This window comes from Paenibacillus sp. FSL H7-689 (assembly GCF_000517905.1).
Classification (GTDB): Bacteria; Bacillota; Bacilli; order Paenibacillales; family Paenibacillaceae; genus Paenibacillus; species Paenibacillus amylolyticus.
Window position 1 is genome coordinate 260,768 of sequence record NZ_ASPU01000054.1, and the last position, 18,324, is coordinate 279,091.

An 18,324-nucleotide genomic window follows, 5' to 3' on the forward strand; every position below is an offset into this window, starting at 1 on the left:
TTTTATGTAAGGGTACTTGGTTATTTGACTATTTTTCACCGAAAGGACCGCCGGATTGCAGCTTTCCGCAGACGCACAGGGGCAAGCCCCCGATTATCGTGATATATTGGACGCTAAAAAGGGAGCTCCACAACCAATACGGTTGGTGGAACTCCCTTTTCTTTTGCTTATTTGGCCGGAGCGGTGCGAAACGGATTGCGGGATAACACAAAGTGCACAACGGCAAGTCCTGCCATGACGATGGCACTGCCGATGAATGGAGCCGGATGGCTCACGTGGTCCCACAGCAGTCCGGAAACAATGGGGCCTACAACCATGCCTGATCCCTGCAATGTAAGGAAGAATCCCCAGATCGCACCCCGCTCCCCTTTGGGAATCAGCGTGGCTACAAAAGCATTCCAGGCGGGCAAAATCATGGCATAACTGATGCCCACCAGCATGACAACACCAAACACCACCGGAATGGATGTTATGGAGGAGAATGCGAACAGACTCGCCGCCGCCATCAAAAAACCAACGTTCAGGAACGGCTTGGTGCCAAACCTGTCTACCATTTTACCTACAGGCAGTAAGGCAATAACAGTTATTCCACCACCCGCAATCAGCAACAAACTGTAAAGATTTGGCGAGATGTGCAGATCTGTGCGTGTATATAGCGTGATTACTGGACTGAGCAGCCCGATGACAAACGACTGCATAAACAGGGCAGGATACACCAGTGGATTAACATTAAGCGTGCTGCGTACCCGTTGCAGTGTGTCCTTCACACTCTTTTGCAGCCGGATGAACGGCGTGAGCAGATTCGGTTTGGCTGGATATTTCACATCACTATTCTTCATTGCTTGCTCGGCATGCTCTCCTTCAACAATGACACGTCCAGGAAGAATCATGGCCACCAGAATAACGAGAATGGCACAACCCATCAGCACGAGGAATATAGTTCGATAATCATGATGCGTGCGCTCCAGCAGCCAGTTCATGCCTATAGGTCCAAGCCCCGTTCCGCCGAGAGCAGCCATCTCCAGCGCCCCCATTGCTGTACCATTTTTGTTCTGTGGGCCTGACATCGCCGTCACGCCTGTCATGGCGCAAGGCCAGAGCGGTGACGTACCAATGCCAAGAATCAGACAGGCCATGGCCAGTCCAACGGCACTTTTGAGAAAAAGGATCATAATAACAGCGATTAAGGTACAGATTAATGCTGTAACCATCGTTGCGCGGAACCCGATCCGTTCTGCTGCCCAGCCGGAAGGCGCCCGGAACAGATTATCTCCCAAATATTGAAGAGCAAATGCCACACCAATGACGCCTGCAGACAGACCCAGTATATTGTCCATATACACGGGCAGAACAGCTACCAACAGGGCCCCTTTGATAATTTCAACTAGAAAAAGTGTCAGCCACATCGCGATAAAAAATGGTGATCGCAAAATTTTGGCTGGTTTTGTGTCGGTTTGCATTCTTTTTCCCCTTTCGGTGTTCATTTGCCTATTCCCTATCCTTAGTGTAACCGTGGGGAATGTGCGCAAATCTCGGCAATTTAAAAAATTGTCGATTTATACTGTTGCATTCGGTTCTTAATTTGCTATACTCATCTTTGTTTACCAATTTTATTAGGAAGGGTTGTGACAGCACTGATGAATCACCACCGTACGCCGCTGTTTACCGCTTTAAAAAATCATGCGGCACTCAATCCGGTACAGTTTCATATTCCGGGCCATAAAAAAGGATTGGGAGCGGATACCGAATTCCGTGAATTTATTGGCGATAATGCCTTCTCCATAGATTTGATTAACATCGCACCGTTGGATGACCTGCATCAGCCAACCGGTGTCATTCAGGAAGCACAGATTTTGGCAGCAGATGCCTTCGGAGCCGATTATACCTATTTTAGTGTACAAGGCACAAGCAGTGCCATTATGACCATGATTCTGTCTGTATGCTCACCGGGTGACAAAATTATTGTGCCCCGTAATGTGCATAAATCGGTTCTGTCCGCGATTATTTTCTCAGGCGCCAAACCCGTATTTGTTTCTCCTTCACAAGATCCCAATCTGGGCATTGACCACGGAGTGACCACACAGTCTATCCGTCGCGCACTGGAGCGTCATCCGGATGCCAAGGCATTGCTTGTAATTAACCCGACTTATTACGGCGTGGTTACCGATCTGAAAGAGATTGTTGAGCTGGCACACAGTTATCAAGTCCCTGTGCTTGTTGATGAAGCCCATGGCGTACTCATTCATTTCCATGAGGATCTGCCACTGTCTGCGATGGCAGCAGGTGCCGATATGGCTGCAACCAGTGTTCACAAGCTTGGTGGCTCCATGACACAGAGTTCCATACTCAACCTGAATACCAAGAATGGGTTCGTAAATCCACAGCGTGTACAGACGATCCTGAGTCTGCTCACCTCAACATCAACTTCATACATTTTGCTTGCTTCACTCGATACATCAAGACGTAACCTGGCACTCCACGGTCGTGAGATTGCACAGAAGGCGATTGAACTAGCTGAGTTTGCCAGACGTTCGATTAACGATATGGATGGCCTGTATTGCTTCGGTAGAGAGCTGCTGGGTACAGAAGCGACCTTCAACTATGATCCAACCAAGGTAACGATCCATGTTCGCCATCTGGGTATTACAGGGTATGAGACAGAGAACTGGCTGCGTGAACATTACAACATTGAGGTCGAACTTAGTGATATGTACAATATTCTGTGTCTCATTACGCCAGGAGATACGGATAATAGTGTGGATATCTTGCTGAACGCTTTGCAGGATCTCTCCCGTACCTATTATCAAGTGAACCCGGCCCATGAACTGGTCGTAAAAGTTCCGGATATTCCACAGTTGATGCTGACTCCACGTGATGCATTCTACGGTGATACCGAAGTGATTCCGTTTAAGGAATCCGCAGGACGTATTATCTCGGAATTCATCTATGTCTATCCGCCAGGAATTCCGATCCTGTTACCGGGTGAGGTTATCACCCAGGAAAATATCGACTACATCATCGATCATGTCGAAGTTGGATTACCCGTCAAAGGACCCGAAGATCGCAGCGTAACCAACGTTAAAGTGATCGTGGAAGCCGATGCTATTTTCTAGAACAACCTCCTTGCGCTGTGCAGGGGATAAACTTAAAGGACCAAGCCCTAGCTTGGTCCGTTTTTATTTTATGGGACAAGCGAGTTTGCATTTTCCCGTCTATTTCGTCGTTCAAACAAGTGGTGTAAATGCTCGTATACCTCTTAAAAAACAAACAAAAGGCCCCCTGAGATCAAGGAGCCTTCATGTTATGTTCCAAAAGAATGACTATTCTTGTGATGCAACGAGTTCGTTGTAAGCCGCTTCAACGCGGTTCCACTCTTCTTCGTCTTCAATATTGTAGAGCACCATTTCCTCGTCTTCTTCTTCCATACGCAGGATGATGCCGTCAGCTTCAGGATTGTTACGTTCCAGCAGGAGCGCATAAACATGCTTCTCCACGTCAAACGTCTCCACCAAAACCATCTCCACGTCTTGGCCGTTCTCGTCTGTTAATGTGAGAAGGACTTCTTCATGCTCGTGGTCGTGGTCGTGGTCTTGCCCGCATCCGCAGCCATCGCCGTGTTCATGTGTGTGATCGCTCATTGAAATACCTCGCTTTATAAATAGAAATTGTGTAACCTTGCATATCGTAACATGTTCAATGACACAGGTCAATTTAACTCACAGGGTTATTTCCGCTTCAATCGTTCAGCGCTGTAATGATTTTCTCCGCTACCAGGACATAGCTGCTGTTTGCATTTTCTTTAATATGAAAGCCGACCTGATACTTGCCGGCACGACTGAAATCATACGTAAAATCATATGTGCGGAACCAGAAGTTATCCTTCTGGGTCGTAAGCTCCTGTGACTGGATATCCTTCACCTGACCGCTTGGATTGGTAATCGTTACTTTCACCGCAGCTACATCTGCTGTCAGACTGTCCACTTGTGAAAATACATTGAATTTCAGCTTACCTACGTTAACGTTGCCAAATACAGTGTCTCCCTTGAAGAGAAAAATATGTACATTCGGTTTGATCACCGTTACTCTCTTGTTACTGCTGTCCCATTTGACGACGCCTCCGGCTTCCCTGACAGGTACATAGGTCGTTCCATCAATGAGATAACCTCCATCAGCTGCTTCCTTGCCGTTAATGAGAACACGAATCTTCTCGTTCACCGAATCTGCAAACAATAAAGACCCGCCGAGCAAGGAGAATACCGTGACACAAAGCAATATTCGTTTCCATTTCATCCCGTCAATATTCCCTCCCCTGCTGCTAGCTGTTGTACATTTATACTGCAGATTCATCCACAAAGTTGCGCTGTTTTTCATCATTTTTCATTTTTTATCCAGAATTTTTTCCACCCCTTGGAATGCACAAAAAGAGGCGATCCTCATTAAAGGATGCCCCTGATCTATAATTGTTATATATACGGGATTATACGAAGAGTTTATGAAGAAGTATGGCGGGTCAATATACAGGGAACGCCCTTGCCTAAAGCCCCTTCAATTCTCATACGTGCAGCGTAATTTATACCTCGTGTACATGGTGTCTTACATCTCTCGCATACATCCGATGTGACCAACTTCATGGATACACGTATTTTATCACTCTTTAATGCGGGAGCTTTCTTACCTTTTGCCTTTGCCATCCCGGATTCCCCATTTCCCCAAGTGCTTACTGATGTAATGCATCATATGGGGATTCGCCCGGTTGTGTGTCTATTTAGAAAACGTATTTAAATAATAAAAATATGACAAGGAGGATACCTCCGAGAATGAGCCAGTTGCTGATTTCATACCAAATACCCTTGCCTCCGGACAGGTATTTCTGTTCATTCTCCTGATGACGCTGACGGTGGGTATCGGTCTCAGAGCCATGGGGTGGTTTGCTAAAATCCATCATAAGTACATTCCCCTTTCAGCAGTTTTGTGTAAACTCACTACCATTATAACCCACAATTGAGTGTGAAATTGATTTTTATGCATAAAACACCAAAAAACCTCCGATTTCTCGGAGGCTTCTTATCAACAAATAGTATCAGTGATTACGCGAGTTCCACGTTAACATTCACGTTCCCTTTGATTCCTTTGGAATATGGGCAGTAGTCATGGGCAAGTTTCACAAACTTCTGTGCTGTTTCTTCATCCAGACCAAGGATTTTAACTTCCAAATCTACTTGAAGCTTCACGCCGTTATCCTCAGAGTCCGTCACCAACATTACGGTTGCAGCTACCGTACTTCTTTCAATCTCAACTTTGTGTTTCTTCAATTGAAACTCCAGTGCGGAGTTAAAACAAGCACTATACCCTGCTGCAAACAACTGCTCCGGATTGGTAGCTGTCGTCACTTGTCCTCCGAGTTCAGGTGGTGCAGCAACATCCAACATAAACACGTTATCTGGGGATTGTACGATGCCTTGACGTCCGCCTGTATTGATTACTGTTGTTTCATATAATGTTTTCATTTGTGAAAACTCCTTTAGTTGATTAGATTTATTTTGACTAAATTTTGATCTCTCTTGTATCGCTAACAATTACATTGTACACAATTAAATTGTGTATGTAAATAGTTAATATAAAAAATAATATAGTTTAAAACACGTTTGGAGAATAATTCTTTTCTAACCCCGGACAAGCCCAAGCCTAAAGTCAGTGCACTTTCTGAGTTGTTCGCTGTATCCACCAAACTTGGCCTGACTTCATTCTCTAAATAAAAATGGTACCCAAACACTGCACTTCATTTTCAAAGCGTCCGTGTTTAGGTACCAAATTACTGCACGTATATCTTTTTACCGATCCATACAGATAATCTATTTATTCTCATAGTCATTCCAATTCAAATCATGCACCTTGTTCATCTTCAGATGTCTTCCCAGTTTGATTAATTACTCCAGATATCCACTTTCATCTGTGCACATTTGAAATACTTGGCCTCGGCCTTACTTGTAGTCAGCTTCAAAAGACATTGCAGTTCTCCATGTTGGAACAACCCACCTCTAAGGTCAGCAGCAACACCACCATATTGATCATCCGCACCAAGCCATACCGACGGTCTCTCGAACCCAGCTGAGAACTGTAATCCGGTACAGAGCAACACAGTGAGATTCTTACGGTTCTGTGCTTCATCTCCTGCTACGCCATGTGTGGTGAAGAACACCATGTTTTGATTAAAATCCGTGTACGTTCCATCTGCTTTATAGGCACGGACCATACCATATTTCTGATTTACGTTTTGAAAAAAAGTGATTCCGGCCTTGCTATCCTTCGATTTAATGCCAACCTGAACTGAGATTCCAATGTTCCCGTTTAATTGTAGCGCTTCCAAAGTGATTGCAATTGCTGTTACTTTCGAGCTGTCAATCAGATGTTTCATTTTTAACTCTGCCGTGGCTCCTGCCGTTGTCGGAGTTGTAACAGTAATGGTCCCTCTGTCGGGCAAAGGCTCAAACGTAGGGGTGCCCACCACCTCCACCCAATCCGGTAACGTTCCGTAAAGAAAATCAGCCACAAGCTGTTTGTGAACCTTTCCAAAGGGCACAATCTGACCCGCTGCATCACGTATAACCATCTCTACACCCCCACCGAATAGGCTACACCGATATTATGATCGGTATTGTAATACACGTACACTACACCGTCCATAACGGACACCATCAAGGACTGCATGTTGGTCGTTTCCCAATCCAATGCCGGAAAATATATATCTGTAGGTTTGTCCAGCAGTTGACGAAAGTCTGCACTGATCTTGGCAATGGCAGGCCGAGCTACCGTCGTAACCCCACCGGAAGCATAAGCTGATAACATACCCAGCCACCACATGCTCCCTTTGTACATAAATACACCAGCATTGGGTCTCGAAATGTTTTCTCCTGCACTTAAAGTGGCATCATTCCCACCCATTAATGGTCTTGGATCAGCTAACCAGCTACGTCCGTCATGTGAATGCCAGATACATTTACGACCAAAGTCCCCACCGCCCATCACTGAGAAACCGATCCATTTGCCACCATTTCTGAAACACGAGAAATATCCGGTATGACCATCACCTGGGAACCCGGGAGGTTTGTCCAAAATCAAACCCACTCTTGTCCAGTTGATCATGTCTACAGAGGTCGCAAGTGCCGTTGATTGATTGATCCCCAGTCCGTTTTGTTGATAATACATAAAGAACAATTGTTCTTCATCGTTCCAGATCACAAATGGAGTTTCCGTCGAATTCCCAACCACAGTATCGAGATACACCTGTCCGTGTTTGGTCCATGGCCCTGTAGGGCTGTTCGAGTAGGCTAGTCCAATTCCTCCGATGTGATTATGGTTGGTAGAATACGTAGCATAATAATCTGCTTTTGCATCAGGGATAAGCCCCTTTACCTTGATCGCCCGAAACCAATAGATCGATTGAAGACCCGCCATTGCAGCGGTATACATAGGATTGTCCATTTTTTTATCAAATTGAGGCGTGTACATCCGTCTGGTTTCTGCATCGCAATAATCATAAGGCGCAACGGCCCTGTTTGCCTTCATCGCTGCATCGAGTGCTGCCTGAGCAATATTTTCAGTCATAGACATGGGAACTCAACTCCTTCGTGAGCAGGGTATTACCATGTACCGGTCGCGAATATAAAACATCCGAAGTGTCCTTTAATAGGATTGAAAAATCAACAACATTACCCTCATTCGCAGCGGGCTCCAGAGTAATACAAATGATAGGACAAATTCTAGCATTATATGAATACGCTTTCATATTGTTCATTCCTTTATTTCCTTTACAGTTGTAATCAGCAACTGTCCCTTTCATTGGTACGCCCGGATAATGTTGATCCTTCATATTAATCCCTCCTATTGTTTTCTCCCGATAAGTATATTCATGAAGTTGCCTTTGTGTTAAAGCATTATGCCCATCTTGCAGCCTATTATTCTAAGACTGGTTCTCATATAAAACATAAACAGGCTAACCAATACAAATTGGCTAACCTGTTTGAACGAAAAAACTGCAAAACCAACTCCTTATTACTCTGCAAAAAGTGAAGATATGGGATTCGCAACTTTTTTATTGGATTTCTCCTTGCCTTGGTTATCCAATACATAGTACTGGTAAAAGTCGTTAGCGAATCCGATAGACTCCTGTATTTTCAGCTTAAAAGCTTCAAATGCCACATCACTCAGATGATCGTCATTCCAGAAATAATGAAGCATCAATCGATTCTGGTTATAGGGATGTTTGATAACATATGCACCCGCGGCGAGAGGTTGATTCATGGTATTTTTCCAAGTAAAACCCGTCTGTTTCGTTCGATCAATAATGTTAAGTTTTAAAGCCTGCACCAATCCGTTTGACTTGGCATTGCCAATGACAATAAGGTTGCTGTTGCCGATCTCTTTTTTCATCTTTTGCTTCAGTTCCTTGCGATCCCGTATAACGTCGTATTTCACACCAGTCATATCAAGGAATCCGGTCAACTGATTAACCATATCTTCCTGCTGTTTAGTTGCAAGCTTACTTACCTGATCGCTGAGCACAATGGTTAATTCCTCGCCTTGAAGGGCTTTGTACATCAATCGATTCATCACTTCATAAGGCAGATTAGGAACCATACCCATGACAGCCTGATATTGCACTTGTAAGACATCATGCACATAGGCGGCGGTCTCTTCTTGTGATAGTTGGTATTCCGGGTTTAAGACAAAATCAGGCTGATATAGGGCCATCTGCATTTCTGAACGTATTTCTTTACCAAGCACATCTTCAATGGTTTGAAGCAGCCCCTCTACCGTTGCATTTTGGTACACGTAGCGTTTGAAATATGTCCTCATCAACTCGTCAAATTTCTCTTCACCGACGGAACGGTAAAGCTGATAGATCGCTTGTCGCCCCTTCTGATAATATACCAAACTTGCCAAATCCCCAGCTTCATCGTTTGTTGACGCAATCGCCATATCTACGGGCGCAGTATCAAACTGTATGGATCTGAATCCATTTAGCTTGTCTCCCTGTTTCTCGGCAAAATACACCATGGAGAAATCAGCAAAGCCTTCATCCAGGAAGGATTCTGTCTCCGAATTATTACCGATCAATGCATGGAACCACTGATGCGCTATTTCATGAACAAATGTTGTGTCTTCTTCTGGAACCGCACCATTTTGAATCTGTCCCATCTGAATGAGCCTCGCATACTCCACGGCAACGCCTTGTACATACGTCTCGACAATTCGGAACTCTGGATAGGGATACTTGCCATATTTCTCACTATAGAAATCGATGACCTTGAATGCCTGATTAATGTACCGGTCAACTATCTTTTTCTTGTATGGATCATCGTTGTAATAATAGTATTCCACCGTCAGACCGTTACGAGTAGCGCGTTCCACTTGAAGATTAGAACTTGCAAAGAAAACAAACTCCCTTGTATTCTCGGCCACAGCAGAAACAACTTTACGACCATGTTCTGTACTGTTTTGAGTAGTGATCGTACCCGGCATAGCTACCTGATACTCATCGGGAACATTGAATTGAACTTCAAAGTCCGATGAGGTGTAATAATCGCTCTCAAATGTTCGACTATACGGTGCCTTGTTCCATTGATGCTTAACCTCGTCGTATACAGACATCACCGGGAACCAGTGTGCACCATTGATCATGTCCTTGTAGTAGGAAACTCGCTGTGAGCCATAGGGTATATTCAACTGAAACTCCAGTTGGAATGATACCGATTCACCTGGTTGTACGGGCTTCTTCAACTGTACGGTCAACGCCTGGTTTTCCTTATGGAAATCCAACGATTGGCTATCTGCGCTTACAGCCTGAATATCGATGCCACCCAGAAAGTCCGCCGCTGTCTTCTCCGGATGATCTTCACTAATCTTTTCATTATGCTGTTGGTACATGCTCGCCTGTGTAGACTTGGAGAGGTTTGCGTCAGCATATGTATGAAGGACCAGCTGCTGGAGGGTATCCTTGCTTGTGTTGTGATACGTTACCTTCTCGCTCCCCTGGATCGTCATGTCCTTCTCATTTAATCGAGCCTGAATCTGGTATTGAATCGGGGTCTGCTCTAAAGAGTCTTTCTGTGTGTTATATATCTTCGTAGATACAGATGCTGGGCCTGCTTCCGCGGCAACAACCCCCATGTTGGCAAGTGGGCTTGTTGCCAGTATTAAAGCCAGTGTACCCGCGATCCCTACTCTGGCTAACTTTGATGTAAATGGACTTGAATAATTCATTAGTTCTCTCCTTCTCCTGTTCTATGTTGACCTCATGACCAAGTATAGAAGACGAACCTTACGCTGAATTTATGTTTTATTTAAGTTTTGTTTAAAAAGAGGAAGAGAAACTGTGCCATTAAATTTATTATCAACAAAAACCACCTACACATATTATTGGAGGTAGCCATATTATTATATAAAAAAAACAACTCCTCTTGAGATATAATTCTCAAAAGAAGTTGTTTTAATTTTTCATATAGGACGAGTGGGGATCGAACCCACGACCCTTACCCTGTCAAGATAATGCTCTCCCGCTGAGCTATCGCCCTGTAATAATTATGATGTATCAATCACGGTCGTACTACTAAATTTAACTGAGCTAACAGATCATGATATATAATTGTTTCCCAATCAAGTAACAGTATCATATCAAGTAACCGTGTTCATTGTCAATGATTTATTTGGTTATAATTCACCCGAAATGGTGCACAATAAAGGAAAGATTACCATTTCTATAGCGAGGTGAATTCTCTATGAGAAACATAACAAAACGGTCAAAATCCAATAAACATACATTCGCCAAATGCTTCTTTCTCTTTGCTGGGCTTATGATTCTCATTACAACCGTTACTGGTTGCGGCTTAGAGAGGGATGAACATACAGTTCAATTCCAACAATTACAACAGCCCAATGAAAATGGTGAATCTCTGCCCGTTTGGCTGGACGTATACTCCAAATCTGTAATTCAAGATGTGTATTCTCCGCGAGGAAGCAGTGAAGTCTTGCCATGAAGGTTAACAGGTGAATTACTCATCTTCATCCCACTTGCGTGAGTATGCTTTCTTCGTAACGTAATACAACAGAGTAATCATTCCCGCCGACATTAGCAATGTAATTACCATGATGCCTGTCATGCCCATCACTACCCCCTCCTCTCCCAATATGTGTCAGACTTCACTATACAGGAAAAACATTTTTTTGTATAATTCAGTCTGATATGTCGCGCAAGAGCAGAAAGAAGGAATGGAATTGGCAGCTGAGATTAGTTATGTATCGACAGAAGAACAACTGGAGCAAGCCCTGGGAATTCGCCATCACGTTTTTGTGATCGAGCAACAGGTGCCTGCCGAGATTGAGATTGATCAATATGATGTCATCAGTCCGGATGTGCATCATGTATTGTTAAGTACGGATGGCCAAGCTGTAGCCACAGGACGTCTGATCTATTACAGCAAGGATACGGCCAAAATGCAGCGGATCGCAGTGCTTGAATCTCATCGTTCATTTGGTTATGGACGTGTGCTTCTGCTCGCGATGGAGGAGCTGGCACGTGAACTCGGCTTATCCTATTCTGTACTGGATGCGCAATGTCAGGCACAGAAATTCTATGAAAAACTGGGTTATGAAGTGATTTCGGAAGAACCTTTTTATGATGCAGATATTCTGCATGTTCGTATGAGAAAGAGCTTGTAAAACCTCGTCGTTGGAAGGTCTCATCAGCATATGGTGCATACTTCCGATGATTTCGGATAGGCTAATCAGGTAAGCAGATTCCTATCTCGTCATATAAGGAGAGTGTGACATCATGGATCAAACGACACGCGAGAGTTTCACAGCAGTACAGAAAAATGGTGACGGTGACCTGACAGCTTTTCAGACTTCAGCAGGACGCGTACTGGATTATCAGCAGGCACTTGCAGAAGTAAAAGCTGGCGCTATTGCCGGTGTGAATGTATTTAAAGGCAAGGATGGCGAAATGTACATTCGCGGCGATGCCGACGGTGACCCAACCAACAACCTGGACCAACTCCCCCATTTCTAAAATAGATGCACATGTCGTACATGTGACACAATAAGCGCCGATCCGGTTACCCGGGTTGGCGTTTTCTTATTATGATTAGTAGTCCGTAAAATATTTTACGGAATCACCGGAAGGTTGGCTTTTGCGAATCGGCTGTTGTACCTGTTCCCATGCCTGCAAAATCTGTATCCCTTCGAGAGTAGACCGATTCTCCCACGCGATGTGCCCGGTTCGTTCCAGCTCCTGCAGTGACTCATGAATGTATGCTCTGCTTCGTCCCGTCTTGTTCTCCAGTTCATCCATACGCGGCAGCCTGCGCCGTTGTCCTGCATAGTTCACCATAATACGCAAAATCTTGCGTTCAAAGTCGTTCAGCATACTTTACCTCCCCATTCAGATCGGTAACAGGACGCCATGCCAGAATACCTTGCTCCAGAAATGTTCGGGGTGAGCCTTCTTTTCCCGCTGATGCTCTAATCATCCCACCACGTACACTGTTAATTCGAATCTGTCGCTGCGTAATCTGCCCTGCACGATCCATGTAGACAAGCTCCACCATCTGGCCAATATATTTCCCTAGCATAATCATCCCTCCGATAAGAACGTTTGTTTGTATTTCATATTATATGCGAACATAAGTTCTTTATTCAATAGTAAAAAAAGGATTTTGTAAAATAAAAAAAACCAGACTTTCACCTTAATGATTAAGGCAGTCTGGTTTCTCTAATAATGCTGCTCATATAACTACGTGACTTGTAATGACCTAGTTCAGTAGCGGATCAGTGTCGATCCGATTCCGAAAATTGTACTTTCTTTAATTGCTGTGTAGATGGATTAAAATCGACATTCACATAAACTGCAAATTGTTTGCCGTCTTTCGCACGAACCCATAGCTTGAACTGTTCCCGTGATTGATCTGCTGTTAGAGAGGTGCGACCGATATGCTTATAGTCCAAAATATCCACATTATACTTGGTCTGTGTTTCTTTGACCGCAATAATTCCCCACTTCGCATAATCAGGGATAGCGGCACCTGTTCCTGATGTAATTCCGGCTAAACTCAGAACTACCGACATGACGGTAACGATAAGCATTCTCATTTCACTCACTCCTTGGGACAATATGTTTCTGTTATATTGCCCGTCCGGGTTTCATTTTACACGAATAAACGAAAGATCCAGGCCAATGGCCGTAGGGAAAAAGGAACCACATGAACAAGCCGGTCAAACGAATCAGGAGGCTCCGTCCGAAAACTCATTCCCCAGTCACCCGAGAAAAAGTGTTGTTGTGTCTTCGGCTCCTCAGGACGATCCAACCCGTATTTCTTTTCAAGTAACTGCCGTGTTTCTTCATCCACCTGAACCTCATTCGTAACGACATATGCTGTGGCAGGCTCGCTGCTTATGTACATTTGGATCATTAGAAACATCACAATCCCAACTATTTGTATCCAACGCTTGTTCATCTCTTACTCCTTTATGGATTCATGACTCTCTTCTCTTGTACGTGAAGACTCGTTTGAATGTTTGATTATACATAAATTTGACCGTATTGGAAATAACAAATGGGAGAAGAGTTGGGGCATGCGTTATGCGATGCTTAAGTCCCATTTGGTTGATTTTTTGTTTAAAAAACCCAATAGACGTGTAATAGGCCATGACAGAGTGACTTCACGATCTGAAACTCTACACGATCTGCAATACCAATAAGAGGAGGTTACACCCGAATGTTCAAACGCTTGGATGAAATCCTGATTGAGATTCCCAATGTCGAGAAGCCAGATCCGAATGCTGCGGCAGCTATACAAGAATTACTCGGCGGCAAATTCGGAGAAATGTCAACGTTGAACAACTACCTCTATCAATCGTTTAATTTTCGATCCAAAGAAAAGCTGAAGCCCTTCTATGACCTCGTCATGAGCATTACGGCCGAAGAATTGGGTCATGTTGAACTCGTGTCTCATGGTATTAACAAATGCCTCAGAGGTTCAACCGAGTACAAAGAACCCGACGACACACCGCTAGGTTCCGTGAAAGATGCTCGTCTGTCGTATCACTACCTGGCAGGTGCACAAGGCGCAATGCCTTTTGACTCTATGGGTAATCCATGGACGGGAGCAAACGTCTTCAACAGTGGCAATCTGGTCGAGGATCTGCTGCATAACTTCTTCCTAGAATGTGGCGCTCGTACCCATAAGATGAAAGTATATGAGATGACGGATCACCCGGCAGCCCGGGAAGTGGTTGGTTTCCTGCTGGTACGTGGCGGTGTGCATGTCGTGGCATATGCAAAAGCACTTGAGATTGCAACTGGCGTAAATGTGACTAAGCTGGTTCCTATTCCTTCACTGAACAACAAAGCCTTCAACGAGGCTCGCAAATATGAAGAAAAAGGGGTACACACCAAGCTGTACACCTATAGTGATAAAGATTTCAACACGATTGGACAGATCTGGAAAGGAACTCACCCCGAAGATGGACAACCTCTTGAAGTCATCCAAGGGATACCTGAAGGATTCCCGATTCCAGAAGCTCCTGCGGTCGAGGAAGAATTTGCACCGGGCATATCGCAAGAAGACTTTAAGGAAATTGCACGTCGTCTGAAGATGGCAGGGAATATTGCGGATTAAGAAACAATTTTTTTAACAATTTCTTTCCCTATATATATTGTTAACTCTATGTTTAAGTGAAGCCCTCGAACCCTGCTGCTGAATGCAGAGAGGATTTGAGGGCTTTGTTCTAATCAATTTTTGATACCATTTTATGATGCAAAATAAGTATTTTGTATGCCGTCATTTCCTGAGAATTTAGCTGTAAAAGTAACCCTGATCTCTGCTCACATCGTTAAACTTAGTCAAACTCCAACACCGATTCCTCCCGCTGACTCATGACTTCAATCAGCATATTGGCACCCAGACGAAAACCTTGTGCAAACGCTGCTTCCGTATGCATGCCCTTACATCTGCCACACAAGTCAAATAACTGTTCAAGCTCACGGAATTCTTCCTCGCTCAATCGATTCTTCCACTGCTCTGTCAGAGCTGCAATCTGCCGTCCTAACGCTTGGTATTCAGGATGTGTCGGCATCATCATCTCATCCGGTCGAAGTCGTCCATTATATAATGCTTCTAATATCGAATTCATGTGCATCCTCCTGTATATCAATTCGCACCTCACTTGAATGAACGTTCTGCACATGGTAGGATATTTATGCAGTCGCTCATTTAAGTGATTGCGGGATAGGAAGCAGCGGTGTTCTTCGTGGGACTTACGCTGCTTCCTTTTTTCATTTTTGGAGTTCGTCGTAAATCTTCTCAATCCCTTTGCGAACGATGTCTGATCGGTTCGTATTCAGCTTCTCAGCCGAAATATCGAGCTTGTTCATAATTTCCTCGTCAACACGTATCTCAATCGTTCTGCTTTTGGGTTTGTCAGATTTAGGCCGCCCCATCTTTTTGGCGGACATTGCTTCACCTCTTTTTTTGTCCTGACAACAATATATTATTGTCAGGACAAAAAGTCAATTTAATTATAAAACATACGTTCGTTTTTGTGACAGCAGATTCATAGATAAATGTATAGTCAGTAATCCGTTTGAATGATAAAAAACAACCTTGAATGGCTAGGTGCTCAAGGTCGTTAGAGTACTATTCACTCTTCCATTGGCTTTCCATATCTCACTAAGACATGCCAGAGTAATTTTAACTCTTGTAGAACTTCAATGTAGGTTCCTCTATCACTCCAATGGCTTGGGTTTCGTTTCAAGTCCATAGCTGCAGAACCAATGATATTTGCATCAATCAAATCACTTTTTGCAATTCTCTTGGCTAGTGAAGGCATCGAAGGACCTCGAAAATCCATAGGAACGTCATTAACTAATAGTGTAAAGCCCATGTGCCAATGGAGATCAACAGCTGTCAGCTCACCCTTAACTTCCTGACGGGCTCAACACGATCAACCCAAATATTCACTTCTTCATATCCCTTTTGTACACGTACCTTCCCCATACCACCAACGCCGCACACAACAAGATCACACAATAAGCCCATACAAAAAACATGGCAAGCCCCAACCCGATGTTGGCATCCAGGCGCTTATCAAAGATCTCTGTGTATAGCGAAAAACCGAGTGGCACGGCGCCAACAACGAAAAGTCCAATGGACCATCCACCCCCTAGTCGGAAACCGGACCCTGCACGAGTACTGGAAAGTTTGCGAATCCCTTGAGTCAGTAGCCACCAAATCAGAATAAATAATAGACAGGTTATAAGAATTTTCAGCATATTGTTCAACTGCATATCGTGTACCTCCTATATCTTGCAAGATGATGAACATATCTTACACGTTAAGTGTTCTCTTTACTATATTACCCGTTTCCACATCCATGATCACAGGCAGATATGAGCACAGTACCCCTGACCCACAATTGATTATGAAAAAGAAAAAAACGCCAACGTCCTGACTCCTTCCAAGTCAAGAACGATGGCGTTACTTCTCGTATTTACATTGTTACATCCACATCGAATAGGTTACGCGCCAAACTGCGCATAGTGAAGGCGGCTGTACACCCCACCTGCTGCGAGTAATTCTTCATGACGCCCCTGCTCCGTAATCCCTTGTTCAGCAACGACAATAATGCGGTCTGCATTTTTGATCGTAGCCAATCGGTGGGCAATAACCAGTGTGGTCCGGCCCTCGGACAGCTCAGCAAGGGATTGCTGAATCGCCGCTTCCGTTTCTGTATCCAGCGCGGATGTGGCTTCGTCCAGAATCAGAATTGGCGGGTTTTTCAGGAACATACGGGCAATCGATAAGCGCTGTTTCTGTCCCCCGGACAGTTTCACGCCGCGTTCACCAATTAACGTATCCAATCCTTCCGGCATCGATTGAATCAAAGGTTCCATCTGGGCACGTCTAGCGGCCATCCAGATTTCTTCTTCGGATGCATCCAGCTTACCGTAGGCAATGTTCTCCCGAATGCTTCCATCGAAGAGGAACACGTCCTGTTGTACAATTCCGATATGACTACGCAACGAGTCTAGTGTCATATCCTGTATCTCCTGCCCATCGATTGTGATGCGACCTTCCAGCACATCATAGAACCGTGGCAGCAGACTGCATAGCGTTGTTTTACCTGCCCCCGATGGACCGACAAGCGCTACGGTTTCACCTGCACATACGTTTAGATCAATACCTTTGAGCACAGGCTCCTGATCTGAATAACCAAAGGTCACTTGCTCATAACGGATATCTCCACGCAAATGGGATACCGTAACGGCTCCTGGACGATCTTCCACATCCGGTTCCATATCAAGCAACTCCGTATAACGTTTGAAGCCTGCAATCCCTTTTGGATACGTCTCAATAACCGAGTTGATCTTCTGGATCGGTGTCAGGAACACATTGGATAACATAATAAATGCAATGAACTGACCGTAGGTCATACTGCCTTGAATGACAAACCACGTTCCACATACCAGGACAAAGAGGGATACCAGCTTCATCAGCATATAACTGACAGAAGAGTTCCAGGCCATGATTTTGTATGCGATCAGTTTGGTCTGACGGAAACGACCGTTGTTCACAGCGAATTGTGCTTTTTCATGCTCTTCATTAGCAAAAGCCTGAACAACACGGATACCTGTGATATTGTTCTCTACACGAGCGTTGAAGTCCGCAATATCTCCAAACATTCGGCTGAATGCCTTGGACATTTTGCTACCAAAGTAGAGCGACAGATAGATAATCAGTGGAACGATGATAAAGGTTAACACTGCCAGATTCCCGTTAATGCTCATCATGATGCTGAATGCACCAATTAGCGTCATCACCGCGATAAATACATCCTCTGGACCATGATGGGCAATCTCACCGATATCCATCAGGTCGTTAGTCATGCGGGACACGAGGTGTCCTGTTTTTGTATTATCGAAGAAACGGAACGATAACTTCTGCACATGATTAAAAAGACTTTTACGCATATCCGTCTCAATGTTAATACCGAGCTTGTGTCCCCAATAGGTAACCACGAAGTTGAGAAATGAATTCAATAAGTAGATGCCCAGCAATGCCAGACACGCCCATAGAATCCAGTCCCAGCGGCCGCCTGGTAGCAGATCATCGACTACCCGGTTGACCGCCAGTGGAAATGCCAGCTCCAGCAGGGCGACTAAAATCGCACAACTGAAGTCAAGAATAAAGAGCTTTTTGTAAGGCCTATAATAGGCAAAGAAACGGCGAAGCATGGACTGAAGTCCTCCTTATGCAATCACACAATGAT

At 44.5% G+C, this 18,324-nt stretch carries 21 protein-coding genes, 1 tRNA gene and 1 pseudogene; 4 read left to right on the forward strand and 19 right to left on the reverse strand.

Going from position 1 to position 18,324, the window contains the following annotated elements; translation table 11 throughout:
* Positions 1 to 167: 167 nt before the first annotated feature.
* A complete protein-coding gene (locus C170_RS23605) occupies positions 168 to 1,460 on the reverse strand; it encodes an MFS transporter (RefSeq protein WP_036614720.1) in 1,293 nt (430 codons plus the stop codon).
* Between the two features lie 177 nt (positions 1,461 to 1,637).
* Between C170_RS23605 and C170_RS23610 the strand changes: the two genes are divergently transcribed.
* Complete coding sequence (locus C170_RS23610; protein WP_036614955.1) at positions 1,638 to 3,113, forward strand: aminotransferase class I/II-fold pyridoxal phosphate-dependent enzyme; 1,476 nt, start codon at positions 1,638 to 1,640, stop codon at positions 3,111 to 3,113.
* A gap of 207 nt (positions 3,114 to 3,320) precedes the next feature.
* Here the strand turns inward: C170_RS23610 and C170_RS23615 are convergent, their stop codons facing one another.
* From C170_RS23615 to C170_RS23655, 9 genes are all read right to left on the reverse strand, one after another.
* Positions 3,321 to 3,638, reverse strand: a complete 318-nt coding sequence (locus C170_RS23615) for a DUF1292 domain-containing protein (RefSeq protein WP_036614722.1) — start codon at positions 3,636 to 3,638, stop codon at positions 3,321 to 3,323.
* A gap of 97 nt (positions 3,639 to 3,735) precedes the next feature.
* Entirely contained in the window at positions 3,736 to 4,290 is a 555-nt protein-coding gene (locus C170_RS23620; protein WP_036614723.1) for a copper amine oxidase, read from the reverse strand.
* Positions 4,291 to 4,765: 475 nt separating this feature from the next.
* Positions 4,766 to 4,945: a hypothetical protein gene (locus tag C170_RS23625; RefSeq protein WP_036614724.1), complete on the reverse strand. Its 180-nt coding sequence runs from the start codon at positions 4,943 to 4,945 to the stop codon at positions 4,766 to 4,768.
* Between the two features lie 142 nt (positions 4,946 to 5,087).
* Complete coding sequence (locus tag C170_RS23630) at positions 5,088 to 5,507, reverse strand: organic hydroperoxide resistance protein (RefSeq protein WP_017687397.1); 420 nt, start codon at positions 5,505 to 5,507, stop codon at positions 5,088 to 5,090.
* Positions 5,508 to 5,923: 416 nt separating this feature from the next.
* Positions 5,924 to 6,610, reverse strand: a complete 687-nt coding sequence (locus tag C170_RS23635; RefSeq protein ID WP_036614727.1) for a hypothetical protein — start codon at positions 6,608 to 6,610, stop codon at positions 5,924 to 5,926.
* A 2-nt stretch (positions 6,611 to 6,612) separates the two neighbouring features.
* The gene (locus C170_RS23640) at positions 6,613 to 7,611 is read right to left on the reverse strand and encodes a hypothetical protein (protein WP_036614730.1); all 999 of its coding nucleotides are present in this window, start codon (positions 7,609 to 7,611) and stop codon (positions 6,613 to 6,615) included.
* A complete protein-coding gene (locus C170_RS23645) occupies positions 7,598 to 7,870 on the reverse strand; it encodes a hypothetical protein (protein ID WP_036614732.1) in 273 nt (90 codons plus the stop codon). The genes C170_RS23640 and C170_RS23645 overlap by 14 nt, the downstream gene beginning before the upstream one ends.
* Before the next feature lie 182 nt (positions 7,871 to 8,052).
* The gene (locus tag C170_RS23650) at positions 8,053 to 10,263 is read right to left on the reverse strand and encodes a M1 family metallopeptidase (RefSeq protein ID WP_036614735.1); all 2,211 of its coding nucleotides are present in this window, start codon (positions 10,261 to 10,263) and stop codon (positions 8,053 to 8,055) included.
* 239 nt (positions 10,264 to 10,502) lie between these two features.
* A tRNA-Val gene (locus C170_RS23655) sits at positions 10,503 to 10,574 on the reverse strand.
* A gap of 700 nt (positions 10,575 to 11,274) precedes the next feature.
* Here C170_RS23655 and C170_RS23665 point away from each other — a divergent pair.
* A complete protein-coding gene (locus tag C170_RS23665; RefSeq protein ID WP_036614958.1) occupies positions 11,275 to 11,718 on the forward strand; it encodes a GNAT family N-acetyltransferase in 444 nt (147 codons plus the stop codon).
* Positions 11,719 to 11,830: 112 nt separating this feature from the next.
* The gene (locus C170_RS23670) at positions 11,831 to 12,067 is read left to right on the forward strand and encodes a DUF3892 domain-containing protein (protein WP_017687389.1); all 237 of its coding nucleotides are present in this window, start codon (positions 11,831 to 11,833) and stop codon (positions 12,065 to 12,067) included.
* A 75-nt stretch (positions 12,068 to 12,142) separates the two neighbouring features.
* Here C170_RS23670 and C170_RS23675 read toward each other — a convergent pair whose 3' ends face one another.
* The 4 genes from C170_RS23675 to C170_RS23690 form a co-directional block, all read right to left on the reverse strand.
* The gene (locus C170_RS23675) at positions 12,143 to 12,424 is read right to left on the reverse strand and encodes a hypothetical protein (RefSeq protein WP_036614741.1); all 282 of its coding nucleotides are present in this window, start codon (positions 12,422 to 12,424) and stop codon (positions 12,143 to 12,145) included.
* Complete coding sequence (locus C170_RS23680; protein ID WP_017687387.1) at positions 12,408 to 12,629, reverse strand: hypothetical protein; 222 nt, start codon at positions 12,627 to 12,629, stop codon at positions 12,408 to 12,410. The genes C170_RS23675 and C170_RS23680 overlap by 17 nt, the downstream gene beginning before the upstream one ends.
* A 196-nt stretch (positions 12,630 to 12,825) precedes the next feature.
* On the reverse strand, positions 12,826 to 13,146 hold the full coding sequence (locus C170_RS23685; RefSeq protein ID WP_036614744.1) for a DUF3889 domain-containing protein: 321 nt from the start codon (positions 13,144 to 13,146) through the stop codon (positions 12,826 to 12,828).
* Between the two features lie 56 nt (positions 13,147 to 13,202).
* Positions 13,203 to 13,511 (reverse strand): hypothetical protein, encoded by a 309-nt coding sequence (locus C170_RS23690; protein WP_036614747.1) that lies wholly within the window; start codon positions 13,509 to 13,511, stop codon positions 13,203 to 13,205.
* A gap of 261 nt (positions 13,512 to 13,772) precedes the next feature.
* Between C170_RS23690 and C170_RS23695 the strand changes: the two genes are divergently transcribed.
* Positions 13,773 to 14,675 carry a manganese catalase family protein gene (locus C170_RS23695; RefSeq protein ID WP_036614750.1) on the forward strand — a complete coding sequence of 301 codons (903 nt, stop codon included), beginning with the start codon at positions 13,773 to 13,775 and terminating at the stop codon, positions 14,673 to 14,675.
* A 220-nt stretch (positions 14,676 to 14,895) separates the two neighbouring features.
* Here C170_RS23695 and C170_RS23700 read toward each other — a convergent pair whose 3' ends face one another.
* From C170_RS23700 to C170_RS23720, 5 genes and pseudogenes are all read right to left on the reverse strand, one after another.
* Complete coding sequence (locus C170_RS23700) at positions 14,896 to 15,189, reverse strand: DUF6809 family protein (RefSeq protein WP_036614752.1); 294 nt, start codon at positions 15,187 to 15,189, stop codon at positions 14,896 to 14,898.
* Between the two features lie 142 nt (positions 15,190 to 15,331).
* A complete protein-coding gene (locus tag C170_RS23705) occupies positions 15,332 to 15,511 on the reverse strand; it encodes a ribbon-helix-helix domain-containing protein (RefSeq protein WP_017687382.1) in 180 nt (59 codons plus the stop codon).
* A gap of 185 nt (positions 15,512 to 15,696) precedes the next feature.
* Positions 15,697 to 15,960: pseudogene (locus C170_RS23710) on the reverse strand (DUF3626 domain-containing protein); the annotation flags it as partial.
* A gap of 52 nt (positions 15,961 to 16,012) precedes the next feature.
* Positions 16,013 to 16,342: a hypothetical protein gene (locus C170_RS23715; RefSeq protein ID WP_036614757.1), complete on the reverse strand. Its 330-nt coding sequence runs from the start codon at positions 16,340 to 16,342 to the stop codon at positions 16,013 to 16,015.
* Positions 16,343 to 16,573: 231 nt separating this feature from the next.
* Positions 16,574 to 18,289: an ABC transporter ATP-binding protein gene (locus tag C170_RS23720; protein ID WP_036614759.1), complete on the reverse strand. Its 1,716-nt coding sequence runs from the start codon at positions 18,287 to 18,289 to the stop codon at positions 16,574 to 16,576.
* Positions 18,290 to 18,324 lie beyond the last annotated feature (35 nt).